Here is a 14,882-nt window from a genome sequence, read left to right as displayed (position 1 = left end):
GAATAACCCCAGGAGAGTACCTTAATGTCCTACAAGAGCGATATCGAAATTGCGCGCGCAGCAAACAAGAAACCGATCCAGGAGGTCGGTGACAAGCTGGGCATCCCCAGCGAACACCTGCTGCCCTATGGCCACGACAAGGCCAAGGTATCTCAGGCCTATATCGACAGCGTTCAAGGCAACAAGAACGGCAAGCTGATCCTGGTCACAGCGATCAACCCGACCCCGGCGGGCGAAGGCAAGACCACGACGACGGTTGGTCTGGGCGATGGCCTGAACGCGATCGGAAAAAAGGCGATGGTGTGTATCCGCGAGGCATCGCTCGGGCCGAACTTCGGCATGAAGGGCGGCGCCGCAGGTGGCGGTTATGCGCAGGTCGTTCCGATGGAGGACATGAACCTCCATTTCACGGGTGACTTCCACGCGATCACCAGCGCCCACTCGCTGCTGTCGGCGATGATCGACAACCACATCTATTGGGGCAACGAGCTGGAGATCGACATCCGCCGCGTCGTGTGGCGCCGCGTCGTCGACATGAACGATCGTGCGCTGCGTCAGATCACGGCATCGCTGGGCGGCGTTTCCAACGGCTTCCCGCGGGAGACCGGCTTTGACATCACCGTGGCGTCCGAAGTCATGGCGATCCTCTGCCTTGCCAACAACCTCAAGGATCTCGAAGAGCGTCTGGGCGACATGATCGTGGCCTATCGCCGCGACCGCAGCCCCGTTTTCTGCCGCGATATCGAGGCACAGGGCGCGATGACCGTCCTGCTGAAAGACGCGATGCAGCCCAACCTGGTGCAGACGCTGGAAAACAACCCGGCCTTCGTGCATGGCGGCCCGTTTGCCAACATCGCACATGGCTGCAACTCGGTCACGGCCACGTCGACTGCTTTGAAGATCGCGGATTTCGTGGTCACCGAGGCGGGCTTTGGTGCGGATCTGGGTGCCGAGAAGTTCATGAACATCAAGTGCCGCAAGGCGGGCCTTGCGCCTGATTGTGTGGTGCTGGTCGCCACGGTGCGCGCGATGAAGATGAACGGCGGCGTCGCCAAGGGCGATTTGGGTGCCGAGAATGTCGATGCGGTCAAGGAAGGCTGTGCCAACCTCGGGCGTCACATCGGCAACCTCAAATCGTTCGGCGTGCCGGTGGTCGTGGCGATCAACCACTTCGTCAACGACACCGATGCCGAGGTTGAGGCGGTCAAGGATTACGTCAAGGGTCAGGGGTCCGAGGCGATCCTGTCGCGTCACTGGGAGCTGGGCAGCGAAGGTAGCGCCGATCTGGCCCGCCGCGTCGCCGAAATTGCGGAGAGCGGCGAGGCCAAGTTCAAGCCGATCTATCCCGACGACATGCCGCTGTTCGAAAAGATCGAAACGATTGCCAAGAACATCTACCATGCCGACGGTGTGGTGGCTGACAGCAAGATCCGCGATCAGCTGAAGCTGTGGGAAGAGCAGGGTTATGGCAATCTGCCGATCTGCATGGCCAAGACGCAGTACAGTTTTACCACGGATCCCAATCGTCGCGGCGCGCCCACGGGCCATTCGGTGCCTGTACGCGAAGTGCGTCTGAGCGCCGGTGCCGGTTTTGTCGTCGTCGTCTGCGGCGAGATCATGACCATGCCGGGCCTGCCGCGCGCACCTGCCGCACAGTCGATCCGCCTGAACGATGGCGGCGAGATCGAAGGGCTGTTTTAAACAGCGCGGATCGCCGGGGGCACCCCGCCCCCGGCGATCCGGTCACCGCCCGTTGGGCGGCTCCTGCGCTCCGCGCGGGGATATTTTCAGCAAGAAGAAAGCGGGGGCGATGCCCCTTGTTGCATAGGAAGGGCGCGCGATGACGGCTCAGGTAATTGACGGCAAGGCCTTTGCGGCCGAAGTACGTGGCAAGGTGGCGGAACATGTGGCCCGCCTCAAGGATAAGCACGATCTGGTGCCCGGCCTTGCCGTGGTTTTGGTGGGCGAGGATCCGGCCAGCCAGGTCTATGTGCGCTCGAAAGGCAAGCAGACGACCGAGGTCGGCATGAAAAGCGTCGAGCATAAGCTGGATGTGGACACCTCCGAGGCGGATCTGCTGGCGCTGATTGATCAGTTGAACAATGATGACAGCATTCACGGCATTCTGGTGCAGTTGCCGCTGCCGAAGCATGTGGACGAGGATCTGGTCATCAATTCCATTGATCCGGCCAAGGATGTGGACGGGTTTCACATCTCGAATGTGGGCCTGTTGGGCACGGGGCAGAAAAGCATGGTCCCCTGCACGCCCTTGGGTTGCCTGATGATGCTGCGTGACCATCATGGATCGCTGTCCGGCATGAACGCGGTCGTGATCGGACGGAGCAATATCGTCGGCAAGCCGATGGCGCAGCTGCTTCTGGGCGATAGCTGCACCGTGACGATCGCGCATTCGCGGACCAAGGATCTGGCCGATGTCGTGGGCCGCGCCGATATCGTCGTCGCCGCTGTGGGCCGGCCCCAGATGGTGCCGGGCGACTGGATCAAGGAAGGTGCAACCGTCATCGACGTCGGCATCAACAGGATCGAGAAGGACGATGGCAAGACCAAGCTGGTTGGCGACGTTGACTATGCCAGCTGCGCCGCACGCGCCGGGGCGATAACGCCCGTTCCAGGCGGTGTGGGGCCAATGACGATTGCCTGCCTTTTGGCTAATACGTTGACGGCTGCCTGCCGCGCAAATGGTCTGGAAGAACCGGAAGGCCTGACTGCTTAACGCTGCGCTAACATTTTTGACTGTACCCTCGGGTCATTCCTTTGATTGGGAATGGCCCGACTTTTTTGCGGAGCATGGGAGTGGCGTAGGCCGCTGTGCCGATCGGAATCGTCAGCGGCCCGCCTTGCCCCTCCAACCGAAAGTGCGATTGGGACACCGAGATCCAGCAGCAGGCCGCACACCTAGCATACCAAAGCTGTCCTATGGTTGACCAAGCGGCGACGGGCCAGGTGCAGGGCCTGAATATCCTGCTGCGCTTCGGATTTGGTCGGCGCAAACTTCATAGTGTGGTGTATGAGGGCCGTGCTAATTGCCTCGGCATCATTGGGATCGTTCTTTTGGCGTTTCAAGAACGGCTTCAAATACTGCGGCGCGATCACCTCGATCGTATGGCCAAATACCTCAAGCTGCCCTTGCCAATTGAAGACTTCTGTGCAGGCCTCGACGCTTGTGAGCAGGGCCCCGGCTCAGCAATCACTGCCAGAAACCCTTACCGGCGGCGGATCCCCGACGGCGACCGGGGGCAGCGAGTACCGTCGGTCAAATATACCGAAGGGCTGGCTGGGGCCATCGGATACATCACGTACAAAAACCAGAAGAGGTGTTTTGTGACACTTTGAAAGCAAATGAAAAAGCGGCCTGTTTTTGAACGAAACATTCTCCGGTAGATCCGGGGCGGTTCAATATGCCTTGCCGTGTCAGGCTGAGGTCGATCCGGTATCGACCGACCATCGACATGCGTTCAGGAGGGTTCACCCCCTTTCGGCAGAATGCTGTGCGTTTGCCGGCCCGATCCGCGGGACAAAAACGATTTGTAACGCCAGATTTCCGATCTTGCCACGAAGCTCCCTGACTTCGGCCTCGGTGTCCTCGACTTTTTTCGCCTCGCCCAAAAATACCCTTTTAACTGTCAATTGCCTGCTGTTTTCACCTGGTTACATGCGTTGGATGACTCTGGTGCTTTACGGCAATTCTTGCGCGATCCTGCCACCACAAACTGCCTCAGGGGCTACCAGTGGTTTTGAACTCGTCCGGAAATCGGCGTCTCGTCGTCATTTGCGTATCCAGCCCTGAAGGTCGAAAACACCTTGGCAGGTCACCCAGTTTTTCCGGGTCACTATCCCGATAGGGCTCTGAAAAGTCTCAATGTTTCGCGAATTATCTCGCCTCAAACATCCAGTTCCTCCACGAAACGCGCATTCTCCTGGATATATTCGAAACGCAATTCCGGCTTTTTCCCCATCAAACGTTCCACCAGATCGCTGGTTTCACCCGGTTCGTCCTCGTCGATGGTCACGCGGATCAGTTTGCGGGAGTTTACGTCCATCGTCGTCTCTTTCAGGTCTTTCGCGTCCATCTCGCCCAAGCCCTTGAATCGGCTGACGTCGATTTTGCCCTTGCCGCCCAGACCCTTGGCCAGCCACATGTCGCGCTCGGCCTCGTCGATGCAATAGACACGGCGCGCACCTTGGCTGAGGCGATAGAGCGGCGGGCAGGCAAGGTAGAGGTGGCCCGCGTCGATCATCGGGCGCATCTGGGTGAAGAAAAACGTCATGAGCAGCGCCGCGATATGAGCGCCGTCAACGTCGGCATCCGTCATAATGATGATTTTGTCATAGCGCAGATCGTCGAGGTTGAATTTCGAGCCGAGGCCGACGCCAAGGGCCTGCGTCAGATCGCTGATCTCCTGATTGCTACCCAGCTTCGAACTGGCGGCGCCCAGCACGTTCAGTATCTTGCCCCGCAGCGGCAGCAGCGCCTGAACCTTGCGGTCGCGCGCCATCTTGGCTGAGCCGCCGGCCGAATCCCCCTCGACGATGAACAGCTCTGTCCCGTCGCGGGTATTGGATGAGCAATCGACCAGTTTGCCGGGCAGGCGCAGTTTCTTGGTCGCAGTCTTGCGCTGGGTCTCTTTTTCCTGACGGCGGCGCAGCCGTTCTTCGGCGCGCAAGACCAGAAAATCGAGGATGGCGCCGGCCGATTTCGTGTCGGCGGCCAGCCAGTTGTCGAAATGGTCCCGGACGGAGTTTTCGACCATGCGCTGCGCATCGACGGTGGCCAGCCGGTCCTTTGTCTGTCCGACGAATTCCGGCTCGCGGATAAAGCAGGACACCAGTGCCCCCGCCCCTGTCATCAGATCCTCGCGGGTGATGGTCGCGGCCTTCTTGTTGCTCACCAACTCGCCGTAAGCTTTGATACCCTTGAGAATTGCCGCCCAAAACCCTGCCTCATGCGTGCCGCCCTCGGGGGTGGGGACGGTGTTGCAATAGGATTGGATGAACCCGTCGCGCGCAGGCGTCCAGTTGATCGCCCATTCGACCTTGCCCGGCACCTTGAATTTTTCAAAGCTGACGGACCCGGCAAAGGGCGTATCGGCATATGTGGTCGCACCGCCCATCGCCTCGGTCAGGTAGTCGGACAGGCCGCCGGGGAAGTGGAACTTGGCCTCGCGCGGGGTTTCGCCATCGTCGATGTCTGTTTTCCAGCGGATTTCCACGCCCGAGAACAGATAGGCCTTGGAGCGGGCCATCTTGAACAGGCGCGCGGGTTTGAGCTTCAGCGTGCCGAAGATGTCCGGGTCAGGGTGAAACGTGACGGCCGTGCCGCGCCGGTTGGGGGCCGCGCCGATCTTCTCCAGCGGGACCACCGGCAGGCCGCGCGAGAATTCCATCGCAAAAAGCTCCTTGTTGCGGGCAACCTCGACGCGCAGATGATCCGACAGCGCATTCACGACCGAACTGCCGACCCCGTGCAGGCCGCCCGACGTCTCGTAGCTGTCTCCCGAAAATTTGCCGCCCGCGTTGAGCGTGCAGAAAATGATCTCCAACGCGGATTTTGCCGGGTCCTTGGGGTGCGGACCGGTCGGAATACCGCGCCCGTTGTCGCGCACCGATACGTGGCCATTCTCGTGCAGCTCGACTTCGATCCATGTGGCGTGACCGGCCACCGCCTCGTCCATCGAGTTGTCGATGATCTCGGCCACCATGTGGTGCAGCGCGCGGTCGTCCTTGCCGCCGATATACATGCCGGGACGCAGGCGCACATGCTCCATGTCCTCAAGGACTTGGATAGACGATGCATCATAGTCGCCCGAAGATGTGGCGGCGGTCAGAAGGTCGGACATGGGGTGCGCTGCTCTTTATTTTTGAGGTCTCGCAATTATGACAGAGCGGCGGGCCGGTTAAAAGCAGCGCGTGTCATCATCCGGGCATTACGCGCTGCAATGTCAGGGTGGCCCCGTGTCCCAGATCAACAACCCGAGAAGATTCATCGACAACAGGCCAACGGTAAGACACGCCAACCGCCAACGGGTGCGTCCATGTCCAGGATCGCGGATGAAACGCCGAAACTCCGCCAATTGTTCACCAAGCGTCGGCCACATGCCGCCGCGCGCCTCGGCGGCCTGGCGGGCGGCGCGGGACAGCGAGAACAGCCCGCTGAACATGCACCAAATCCACAGCACGAACAGAACCGATGATACAGCCAGCCACAGCGATTGAACCAACGGTATCATTGGGCCTGCCGACTTGGCCATGAACGCGCCATCTTTCACCCTTTCACCCGTTACGCGGCGGAAACCATCGCAGCTTCCGCAAGCTCATCAACACCCTGTCGTGCCGCCCGAACGCGGCCACCGCTTTACTTTGCGGCGATTCGCATGAACAGATCGCTAAGATGACCGAGCATATGAAGGGCCTTCTGATCACCGCGCTCGGCGTGTTGATGGTTGTGCCCGACTCCCTTTTCGTGCGTTTGATCCAGGCGGACCCGGTGACGATCGTGTTCTGGCGGGCGTTTGTAGCAGGCAGCCTGATCTTTACCGGATGCCTTTTGTTTCAGGGGCTGGCAGGGTTTCGTGCTGTTTTGAAAACGGGCTGGCCCGGCGCGCTGTATATCGCCCTGATGTCGACGACGGCGCCGGGTTTCGTCATGGCGATCGCGCTGACCAGCGTGGCAAATGTCGTATTCATCTTTGCGTCGATGCCGATCTTTGCCGCGATTTTCAGCCGCATTTTCCTGCGCGAGCCTTTCAGCCTGCGAATGATTTTGACCATGGCCGCCGTGCTGCCGGGCCTTGGTATCATTGCCTACGGCAGCACCGAAAATGCCATCGCCAACTGGCGCGGCGATCTGATTGCGCTGACAGTGTCGGCCAGTTTTGCCGCGGCTTTGACCACCGTGCGCAAGGTGCGGGCGACCTCGATGGTCCCGGCCATCCCGATATCGTATTTCCTGTCGGCGCTGATCATGCTGATCTGGGCCACGCCGGGGCAGGCGATGCCGTCGCAATGGCCGCTGGTGCTGGGCCATGGCGGGTTCATTGCCCTGTCCACCTGCCTGCTGACGCTGGGACCGCGCTATCTGGCCTCTGCCGAGGTGTCGTTGCTGATCTTGCTGGAATCCGTGCTGGCGCCGCTGCTGGTCTGGGTCGCCATCGGCGAGGATCCGGGGCCGTGGGCGATATCGGGCGGCGCCGTCGTGATCAGCGCGCTTCTGGTGTCGAACATGGTTGCACTGCGCAGAAGGCCGCAAAGGCGCGCCTAAAAGTTCGCGTCGATCCCCGGCAGTTTCAGCGCCAAAATCAGATCGCGCAGTTCCTGACGGGCGGCAATATTCGAGATGTTCAGCTGCTTGACGCCCACGTCCTTGAGGTCCAGCAGGGTCAGGCCGCGCGGAAACAATTCGCGAAAGATCACCCGTTCGTTAAAGCCGGACGCGACGCGAAACCCAATCCGTTTGGCCAGATTATCCAATGCGGCGCCCATTTTTTCCTTGTTTACCATGGCCTGTGCGCCAACGCGGTTGCGCACAACCACCCAGTCGATGGGTTTCAGCCCCGCCTGCGCGCGCAGCTGGCGCGCGTTCCAGACCATTTCGGAGTAGACCGACGGGCCCAGAATCTTGCGCCCGTCCGCGTCAACATGGGCCAACAGGTCGAAATCGACAAAGCTGTCATTGAGCGGCGTGATCAGCGTATCGGCCAGACTGTGCGCCACCTGGCTTAGGCGCGTATGCGAGCCGGGGCAGTCGATAATGATAAAGTCGCTATCAGGCTCCAGTGACGCGACCGCCTCGGACAGGCGGCGATCATAGAGATTTTCACCGGGGTCGAGGACGGATTGATCGACCTCGGGTAATTCGTGATAAAACGGGCTGGGCAGGTCGACGCCGGATTTGGCAACGAACGCCTTGCGGTTATCCGAGTAGCGCCCGAATGTCTTCTGCCGCAGGTCCAGATCCAACGCGCTGACGGTCTTGCCCATCCGCGCCAAAGCGGTCGCAACGTGCATCGAAACGGTCGATTTACCCGCGCCGCCTTTTTCGTTTCCGACGACGATTATATGCGCCATGTCCCAAGATCCCTTGCCCCGCGCCCTCGGCACGGGGCGTTTTTTTTGCATAGTATCGCGCGGCCCTGGAATAGGAAAGGGCAGGTGCTGCGCGTCGTTGCCCCGTGGCGTTTGAACCAGCAGCGAGCGTGCTGCAATGCAAAAGAGCGGCCCTTTGCGTGGGCCGCTCTTGAAGGTTGTCAGTCTGGTGCGCTCAGCCTTTCATGCTGTCCCAAAACGATTTGACCGACCGGAAGAAGCTCTTGCTTTCGGGGTTGTTGTCCTCCGACAATGCCTCGAATTCGCGCAGCAGGTCTTTTTGCCTGGAGGTCAGGTTCACCGGGGTCTCGACCGCCATTTCGATGAACATATCGCCCGCCCCGCCACCGCGCAGGGCTGGCATGCCCTTGGATCGCAGGCGCATCTGTCGGCCTGACTGGCTTCCGGCGGGGATCTTTACCTTGCTGCGGCCACCGTCGATGGTGGGCACCTCGATATCGCCGCCAATCGCTGCGGTGATCATCGACACCGGCACCTTGCAGTAAAGGTTGCTTTCCTCACGCTCGAACAGCTTGTGCTTGGTCACCTCGATAAAGATGTAGAGGTCCCCCGGAGGGCCGCCGCGCATGCCGGCCTCGCCCTCGCCGGACAGGCGGATGCGTGTGCCGGTCTCAACCCCCGCGGGGATGTTGACGCTGAGCGCGCGGTCCTTCTCGACACGGCCCTGACCGCCGCAGCCCTTGCACGGGTTCTGTATGATCTGGCCCATGCCCGAACATGTCGGGCAGGTCCGCTCGACGGTAAAGAAGCCCTGCTGCGCGCGCACCTTGCCCATGCCCGAACAGGTGGGGCAGGTCGTCGGCTCGGCGCCGCCCTCGGCGCCCGATCCGTCGCAGGATGTGCACTGAACCGAGGTGGGCACGTTGATCGTCTTTTGAAGCCCCCTGAAGGCCTCCTCGAGCGTGATGCGCATGTTGTAGCGCAGGTCGGATCCGCGTGCGGCCCGCTGCCGCCCGCCGCCGCCGCGTGCGCCCATGAAATCGCCGAACAGGTCGTCGAACACGTCGGAAAAGGCGCTGGCGAAATCGCCCTGGCCCTGTCCGGGTCCGGGGCGCCGGCCGCCGCCGCCACCACCACCCATGCCACCCTCGAATGCGGCGTGGCCAAAGCGGTCGTAGGCTGCTTTCTTCTCGGCGTCCTTGAGGACGTCATAGGCCTCGCCCGCTTCCTTGAACTGTGTCTCGGCGTTAGGATTGTCCTTGTTGCTGTCGGGGTGCAGTGCCTTCGCCTTCTGGCGGTAGGCCTTTTTGACTTCATCTGCCGAAGCCCCGCGCGCAACGCCCAGGACCTCGTAATAATCGCGTTTGGCCATTCGAGAACTCCTATACCTGAAACCAATCGGGCCGGCCTGACAGAGGACCGGCCCGAAGGTTTCTTAGCGGTGCATTAGCCGCGCTTGCTGTCGTCGAGGTCCTCGAAATCGGCATCGACGATATCATCGTCGCCCGGTCCTGTGGCCTCATCGGTCGCTTTCGGGCCGCTGTCGTCATCGTCCTGCGCGGCCTTGTAGATCGCCTCGCCCAGTTTCATGGCTGCCTCGGTGACGTTCTGGATACCCGACTTGATCTTGGCCGCGTCTTCCTTTTCCAGATCGTCCTTCAGTGCGGAAATCGCCAGCTCGATGGCTTCGATCGTGGTCGGGTCTACCTTGTCGGAATGCTCTTCCATCGACTTTTCGGTCGAGTCGATCAGGCTTTCGGCGTGGTTTTTCGCTTCGACCAGCTCGCGGCGCTCCTTGTCGGACTCGGCGTTCTCCTCGGCGTCCTTGACCATATTTTCGATGTCCTCATCGGACAGGCCGCCCGACGCCTGGATCGTGATCTTGTGTTCCTTGTTGGTGCCTTTGTCCTTGGCGGAAACAGATACGATGCCGTTGGTGTCGATGTCGAAGGTCACTTCGATCTGGGGCATGCCGCGCGGTGCGGGCGGAATGTTTTCCAGATTGAACTGGCCCAGCATCTTGTTGTCGGCTGCCATCTCACGTTCGCCCTGGAACACCCGGATCGTCACGGCGCTCTGGCTGTCCTCGGCGGTGGAAAATACCTGAGACTTGTTCGTCGGGATCGTCGTATTGCGGTCGATCAGGCGGGTGAACACACCGCCCAGCGTTTCGATGCCCAGCGACAGGGGCGTAACGTCCAGCAGGACGACGTCCTTGATATCACCCTGAAGAACGGCAGCCTGAATGGCGGCGCCCATCGCGACGACCTCGTCGGGGTTCACACCCTTGTTCGGTTCTTTGCCGAACAGTTTGGTCACCTCTTCGATCACCTTGGGCATGCGGGTCATGCCGCCGACCAGAACGACCTCGTCGATGTCGGACGGGGACAAACCTGCATCCTTCAGCGCAGCCTGGCACGGCTTGAGCGACGCCTTGATCAGATCGCCAACCAGCGATTCCAGCTTGGCGCGGGTCAGTTTCATGACCATGTGCAGCGGCTGGCCGCTGGAACTCATCGAGATGAAGGGTTGGTTGATTTCCGTCTGCGAGGACGAGCTCAGCTCGATCTTGGCCTTTTCAGCGGCCTCTTTCAGACGCTGCAGCGCCATCTTGTCCTGCGTCAGGTCGACCTGATGCTCTTTCTTGAACTCGGCCGCCAGATAGTTGACGATCCGCATGTCAAAATCTTCGCCACCAAGGAACGTATCGCCATTGGTCGCCTTGACCTCGAACAGGCCATCCTCGATTTCCAGGATGGTCACGTCAAATGTACCGCCGCCAAGGTCATAGACCGCGATTGTCTGTGCGTTGTCCTTGTCCAGACCATATGCCAGCGCGGCTGCTGTCGGCTCGTTGATGATGCGCAGCACTTCGAGGCCGGCAATCTTGCCCGCGTCCTTGGTTGCCTGACGCTGGGCGTCGTTGAAATAGGCCGGAACGGTGATGACGGCCTGCGTGACAGCCTCGCCCAGATAGCTCTCGGCGGTTTCCTTCATCTTGCCCAGAATGAACGCGCTGATCTGGCTGGGCGAATACTTTTCGTCGCGCGCCTGTACCCATGCGTCGCCATTGCCGCCGTCGATGACGGTGAAGGGCATGTTTTTCTTGTCTTTGGCCAGATGGCTGTCATCGGCGCGGCGGCCGATCAGGCGCTTGACGCCAAAGACGGTGTTTTCGGGGTTCGTGACCGCCTGACGTTTGGCCGGCTGGCCGACGAGGCGTTCATTCTCGGTGAAGGCGACGATCGACGGCGTCGTGCGCGTGCCCTCGGAGTTTTCGATCACGCGTGCGGTCTTGCCATCCATGATGGCGACGCAGCTATTGGTTGTTCCCAGGTCAATACCAATGACTTTGGACATATTTTAATCCCTTTCTCTTAGGCGATATGACAGGGCGCGACCCATTACGGCATCCCGGCCCCGGTTTGGTTGGCAACGTAGCCGGCATGTGCTGGCCCAGGCTCTGGGCGTATATAGGGAGCGGTTCATAACCCTGCAAGCGGTGCAGGGCTATGCATTTTGCACTTTTGCGCTAAATTTCTGCTCGGAGGGGCGCCATGATCGAGTTGGAACTGCGCGGCTTTCGCATCCTGCCCGGCTATCTCGGTGCGGGCCGACAGGCGGCGTTGGTGGCCGCGCTGCGGGATATCGTGGCGCAGGCGCCGCTATTTGCGCCGGTTACGCCGTCCGGCAAGGCGATGAGCGTGCGGATGACATCGGCCGGGCGCTTTGGCTGGGTGCCCGGCCCGTCCGGCTATCGCTACGCCGAAGCGCACCCGCAGGGGCAGGCATGGCCCGCAATTCCGGATGCGGTGTTGAACATCTGGCGCGATCTGGTCAGCGACGCGCGCGATCCCGATTGCTGCTTGCTGAATTATTATGGCGAGGGCGCGCGCATGGGGCTGCATCAGGACCGTGACGAGGCTGATTTCAGCTGGCCGGTGTTGTCGGTTTCGCTGGGTGACGAGGGGCTTTTGCGCGTCGGGAACACAGCGCGCGGTGGCAGCACCGTGTCGCACTGGCTGCGCTCGGGCGATGTGGTGGTGATGGGCGGCGCCGCGCGGCTGACATACCACGGTGTGGACCGGATCAGGTTTGGCTCGTCCACCTTGCTGCCCAAGGGTGGGCGGATCAATCTGACCTGCCGCGTGGTGGAGTGACAGGCGCTTGCCAGACTGCGCCCAATGTTCAAAGCTAAAGACCCTAATTGGAGAAACACCCATGGAATATAATCCGACGACCGACACTTGCCCGCTGCCCTATTCCCCGTTCAAATCCTGCACCGTGCCGCGCCCCATCGGGTGGCTTTCGACAGTCAGCGCGGCGGGGCAGCACAACCTTGCGCCCTACAGCCAGTGGCAAAATCTCACCTTTGATCCGCCGATGGTGATGTTCGCCGCCAACCGCTATCCCGATGGGCGGCGCAAGGATACGGTTCTGAACGCCGAGGAGACCGGCTGGTTCGTGTGGAACATGGCCACCTATGATCTGCGCGAGGCGGTCAATATTTCGGCCATGGCCGTCCCTTTTGGCGAAGACGAGTTCGAGGCGGCAGGCGTAGCGCGCGAGGCTTGCGTGCTGGCGCCCGGTGGCCGTGTCGCCGCCAGCCCCTGTCATTTCGAGTGCCGGTATCTCAGCACACACCATCTGCCGGGCGCCACGGCTGTGGGCAGCGTCGATGTGGTCTATGGCCGGGTCGAGAATATCCATGTGAAGGACGAGGCGCTGACACCCGAGGGCAAGCTGGACATCCCCCGCATCCAGCCGCTGGCGCGGATGGGATATTACGACTACACCGTGGTGCGCGACACCTTCGAGATGCGCATCCCCAGTGCCTCGGGCGCCGAGGCGGACGGGCTGGAGGGACGGGCGTAGGCGTGGCGGCGCCGTTTAAGCGAAGAAAAGCGGCGCGGAGTTGATGTGCGATCGGGCGGCGCTCAGAAGGGGGGCGGCGCCCAGCGCCTTAACCGGCCTTCTTTGGCTCCACATTCACCTGATGCGGGAAGGGGATGGAAATGCCCTGCGCGTCGAAATCCTCCTTGATGGCTTTGGTCAGTTCGAATTTCACGTTCCAGAAATCATCGGTCGAGGTCCACAGCCGCGCCGTGATATCGACCGCGCTGTCGCCAAGGTTCGTCACACGCGCCCACGGCTCCGGCTCGCTCATCACGCGTTCATCGGCGCGGGCATTGTCGAGGATGATCTGCATCGCAGTATCGGCGCTGTCCGCGTAGTCAATGCCGAACACCAGATCCAGCCGCCGCGTGTCATGCGCCGAGTAATTGGTGATGATCGATCCCCAGGCCTGTCCGTTTGGAACGATGATCTGCACGTTCTGCGGTGTCGTCAGCTCGGTGAAAAACAGCGCGATCTCCGTCACGGTGCCGCTGGTGCCGCCGATGTCCACATACTGCCCCAGACGGTAGGGGCGGAAAATCACCAGCATGATCCCCGCCGCCAAATCGGCCAGAGTGCCTTGCAGCGCCAGGCCGATGGCCAGCGTCGCAGCACCCAGCACGGCAACCACGCTGGTTGCCTCAATGCCGAACAGGTTCAGCACCGCCAGCAGCACTATGATGCGGATCGCCCATGTCGCGACTGTGGCGGCGAAGTTGCCCAGCGTCTTGTCGATGCGCTTGTGCTTGTTGACCTGCCGCCGCACGAAGCTGCCGACAAATCCCGCGACCGTCCAGCCGACGATCAGCACGACCAGCGCCTTGACCGCGGCGATGATCAGCGGCGTATAGGCGCCCAATTCTTCGATCACGTTTTCCATATACATCCTCTAAATCGTAAAAGTTTATTTCGGGTTTGGGCGCGTATAACGGGCCCTTTCCGATAGAAAAAGGCCCCGGAATGTCCGGGGCCTTGCGCCAGCTTCGCATTTCGGCGCAATCAGCGGGTTTTGAGGGCGTCGCGGATCTCGATCAGGATGTCCTTTTCCGACGGGCCGGTATGAACCTCGGGCGCGACCTCGTCAGGTTTTTCCGCCAGCGATTTCACCTTGTTGACGTATCGCACCAGCATGAAGACGACGAAGGCGATGATGAAGAAATTGATGACGGCCATCAAGAAGGATCCATAGGCAAAGACGGAGGCCCCCGTCTCGCGGGCCTGTTCCAGCGACGCGCCGGCAGGGACCTCGCCTGCCAGAACGGCGTAGTTGTTGGTAAAATCCACACCGCCGGTAAAAAGCCCGATAATCGGATTGATCAGATCCCCCACCATCGATGTGACGATCGCGGTAAAGGCCGCACCGATGATGATGCCGACGGCCATGTCCATGACATTGCCCTTGGCGATGAAATCCTTGAATTCATTTAACATAAAAGCTCCTGGTTAAAAATTGTAGTACGTGACGCTATTTTGGCAGGGTGCCTTCCAGCACATAGCGCAGCATCTGCACCACCTGCTGCGGCGTGCGCGCGACGGCCAGTGCGGCGGCATTGACCTCTTTCAGCGCGTGGTCATGCTCGGGCGGTTGCAGGATGATCAGGGACGTGCCCAGAGCGGCGGCATAGCCTGCATCAAAGGCGGCGTTCCACTGCTTGTACTTGTCACCGAAGCGCACGACGACGATGTCGGCCTCTTCGATCGCCTGCCGCGTGCGGATCGCGTTCAGTTTGGCGCCCTTGTGGTCGTGCCAGAACTTGTCCGGCTCGGCGCCCAGGATCGCCACGCCACAATCGTCGCTGGCGCCGTGATCGGTGACGGGGGATGTGAACGTGACGTCCAGATCCTTTGCTCCCTGTTCGATCTGGTCGCGCCAGTCGGTGTGAATTTCGCCGCTCAGATAGACGTTCAGCATCTCATTTCTC

Annotated in this window: 14 protein-coding genes; 5 read left to right on the top strand and 9 right to left on the bottom strand. The window is 60.8% G+C overall.

Annotation, left to right across the window (positions count from 1 at the left end; all coding sequences use genetic code 11):
* The first annotated feature begins 24 nt into the window (after positions 1 to 24).
* The gene (locus tag FGD77_RS05630) at positions 25 to 1,701 is read left to right on the top strand and encodes a formate--tetrahydrofolate ligase (protein ID WP_255007258.1); all 1,677 of its coding nucleotides are present in this window, start codon (positions 25 to 27) and stop codon (positions 1,699 to 1,701) included.
* A gap of 139 nt (positions 1,702 to 1,840) precedes the next feature.
* Entirely contained in the window at positions 1,841 to 2,734 is an 894-nt protein-coding gene (folD, locus tag FGD77_RS05625; RefSeq protein WP_255007256.1) for a bifunctional methylenetetrahydrofolate dehydrogenase/methenyltetrahydrofolate cyclohydrolase FolD, read from the top strand.
* A 182-nt stretch (positions 2,735 to 2,916) separates the two neighbouring features.
* Here folD and FGD77_RS22390 read toward each other — a convergent pair whose 3' ends face one another.
* The 3 genes from FGD77_RS22390 to FGD77_RS05610 all read right to left on the bottom strand — a co-directional run bounded on the left by FGD77_RS22390 (position 2,917) and on the right by FGD77_RS05610 (position 6,269).
* Positions 2,917 to 3,114 (bottom strand): transposase, encoded by a 198-nt coding sequence (locus tag FGD77_RS22390; RefSeq protein ID WP_369682705.1) that lies wholly within the window; start codon positions 3,112 to 3,114, stop codon positions 2,917 to 2,919.
* A gap of 788 nt (positions 3,115 to 3,902) precedes the next feature.
* The gene (locus FGD77_RS05615) at positions 3,903 to 5,858 is read right to left on the bottom strand and encodes a type IIA DNA topoisomerase subunit B (protein ID WP_255007252.1); all 1,956 of its coding nucleotides are present in this window, start codon (positions 5,856 to 5,858) and stop codon (positions 3,903 to 3,905) included.
* A 102-nt stretch (positions 5,859 to 5,960) separates the two neighbouring features.
* A complete protein-coding gene (locus FGD77_RS05610; RefSeq protein ID WP_255007250.1) occupies positions 5,961 to 6,269 on the bottom strand; it encodes a hypothetical protein in 309 nt (102 codons plus the stop codon).
* Positions 6,270 to 6,409: 140 nt separating this feature from the next.
* Here FGD77_RS05610 and FGD77_RS05605 point away from each other — a divergent pair, with 140 nt between their 5' ends.
* Positions 6,410 to 7,279: a DMT family transporter gene (locus FGD77_RS05605; protein WP_255007247.1), complete on the top strand. Its 870-nt coding sequence runs from the start codon at positions 6,410 to 6,412 to the stop codon at positions 7,277 to 7,279.
* On the opposite strand, the gene FGD77_RS05600 is transcribed toward FGD77_RS05605, so the two are convergent.
* The 3 genes from FGD77_RS05600 to dnaK form a co-directional block, all read right to left on the bottom strand.
* On the bottom strand, positions 7,276 to 8,085 hold the full coding sequence (locus tag FGD77_RS05600; protein ID WP_255007245.1) for a division plane positioning ATPase MipZ: 810 nt from the start codon (positions 8,083 to 8,085) through the stop codon (positions 7,276 to 7,278). The two genes, FGD77_RS05605 and FGD77_RS05600, sit on opposite strands and share 4 nt — an antisense overlap.
* A gap of 193 nt (positions 8,086 to 8,278) precedes the next feature.
* On the bottom strand, positions 8,279 to 9,436 hold the full coding sequence (gene dnaJ / locus FGD77_RS05595) for a molecular chaperone DnaJ (protein ID WP_255007243.1): 1,158 nt from the start codon (positions 9,434 to 9,436) through the stop codon (positions 8,279 to 8,281).
* Positions 9,437 to 9,510: 74 nt separating this feature from the next.
* Complete coding sequence (dnaK, locus tag FGD77_RS05590) at positions 9,511 to 11,424, bottom strand: molecular chaperone DnaK (RefSeq protein ID WP_255007240.1); 1,914 nt, start codon at positions 11,422 to 11,424, stop codon at positions 9,511 to 9,513.
* Between the two features lie 197 nt (positions 11,425 to 11,621).
* Between dnaK and FGD77_RS05585 the strand changes: the two genes are divergently transcribed.
* Positions 11,622 to 12,224, top strand: coding sequence for an alpha-ketoglutarate-dependent dioxygenase AlkB (locus tag FGD77_RS05585; RefSeq protein ID WP_255007229.1), 603 nt, complete (start codon positions 11,622 to 11,624; stop codon positions 12,222 to 12,224).
* Positions 12,225 to 12,285: 61 nt separating this feature from the next.
* On the top strand, positions 12,286 to 12,939 hold the full coding sequence (locus tag FGD77_RS05580; RefSeq protein WP_255007227.1) for a flavin reductase family protein: 654 nt from the start codon (positions 12,286 to 12,288) through the stop codon (positions 12,937 to 12,939).
* An 88-nt stretch (positions 12,940 to 13,027) separates the two neighbouring features.
* Here the strand turns inward: FGD77_RS05580 and FGD77_RS05575 are convergent, their stop codons facing one another.
* The 3 genes from FGD77_RS05575 to FGD77_RS05565 form a co-directional block, all read right to left on the bottom strand.
* Positions 13,028 to 13,840 carry a mechanosensitive ion channel family protein gene (locus FGD77_RS05575; protein ID WP_255007224.1) on the bottom strand — a complete coding sequence of 271 codons (813 nt, stop codon included), beginning with the start codon at positions 13,838 to 13,840 and terminating at the stop codon, positions 13,028 to 13,030.
* 119 nt (positions 13,841 to 13,959) lie between these two features.
* Entirely contained in the window at positions 13,960 to 14,391 is a 432-nt protein-coding gene (mscL, locus tag FGD77_RS05570; RefSeq protein ID WP_255007222.1) for a large conductance mechanosensitive channel protein MscL, read from the bottom strand.
* 34 nt (positions 14,392 to 14,425) lie between these two features.
* Positions 14,426 to 14,872 (bottom strand): YtoQ family protein, encoded by a 447-nt coding sequence (locus tag FGD77_RS05565; RefSeq protein WP_255007219.1) that lies wholly within the window; start codon positions 14,870 to 14,872, stop codon positions 14,426 to 14,428.
* Positions 14,873 to 14,882 lie beyond the last annotated feature (10 nt).

This window comes from Roseovarius sp. M141 (assembly GCF_024355225.1).
GTDB lineage: Bacteria > Pseudomonadota > Alphaproteobacteria > Rhodobacterales > Rhodobacteraceae > Roseovarius.
Note: the sequence above shows the minus strand (reverse complement) of the source record. Positions and strands in the feature narration are given on the sequence as shown.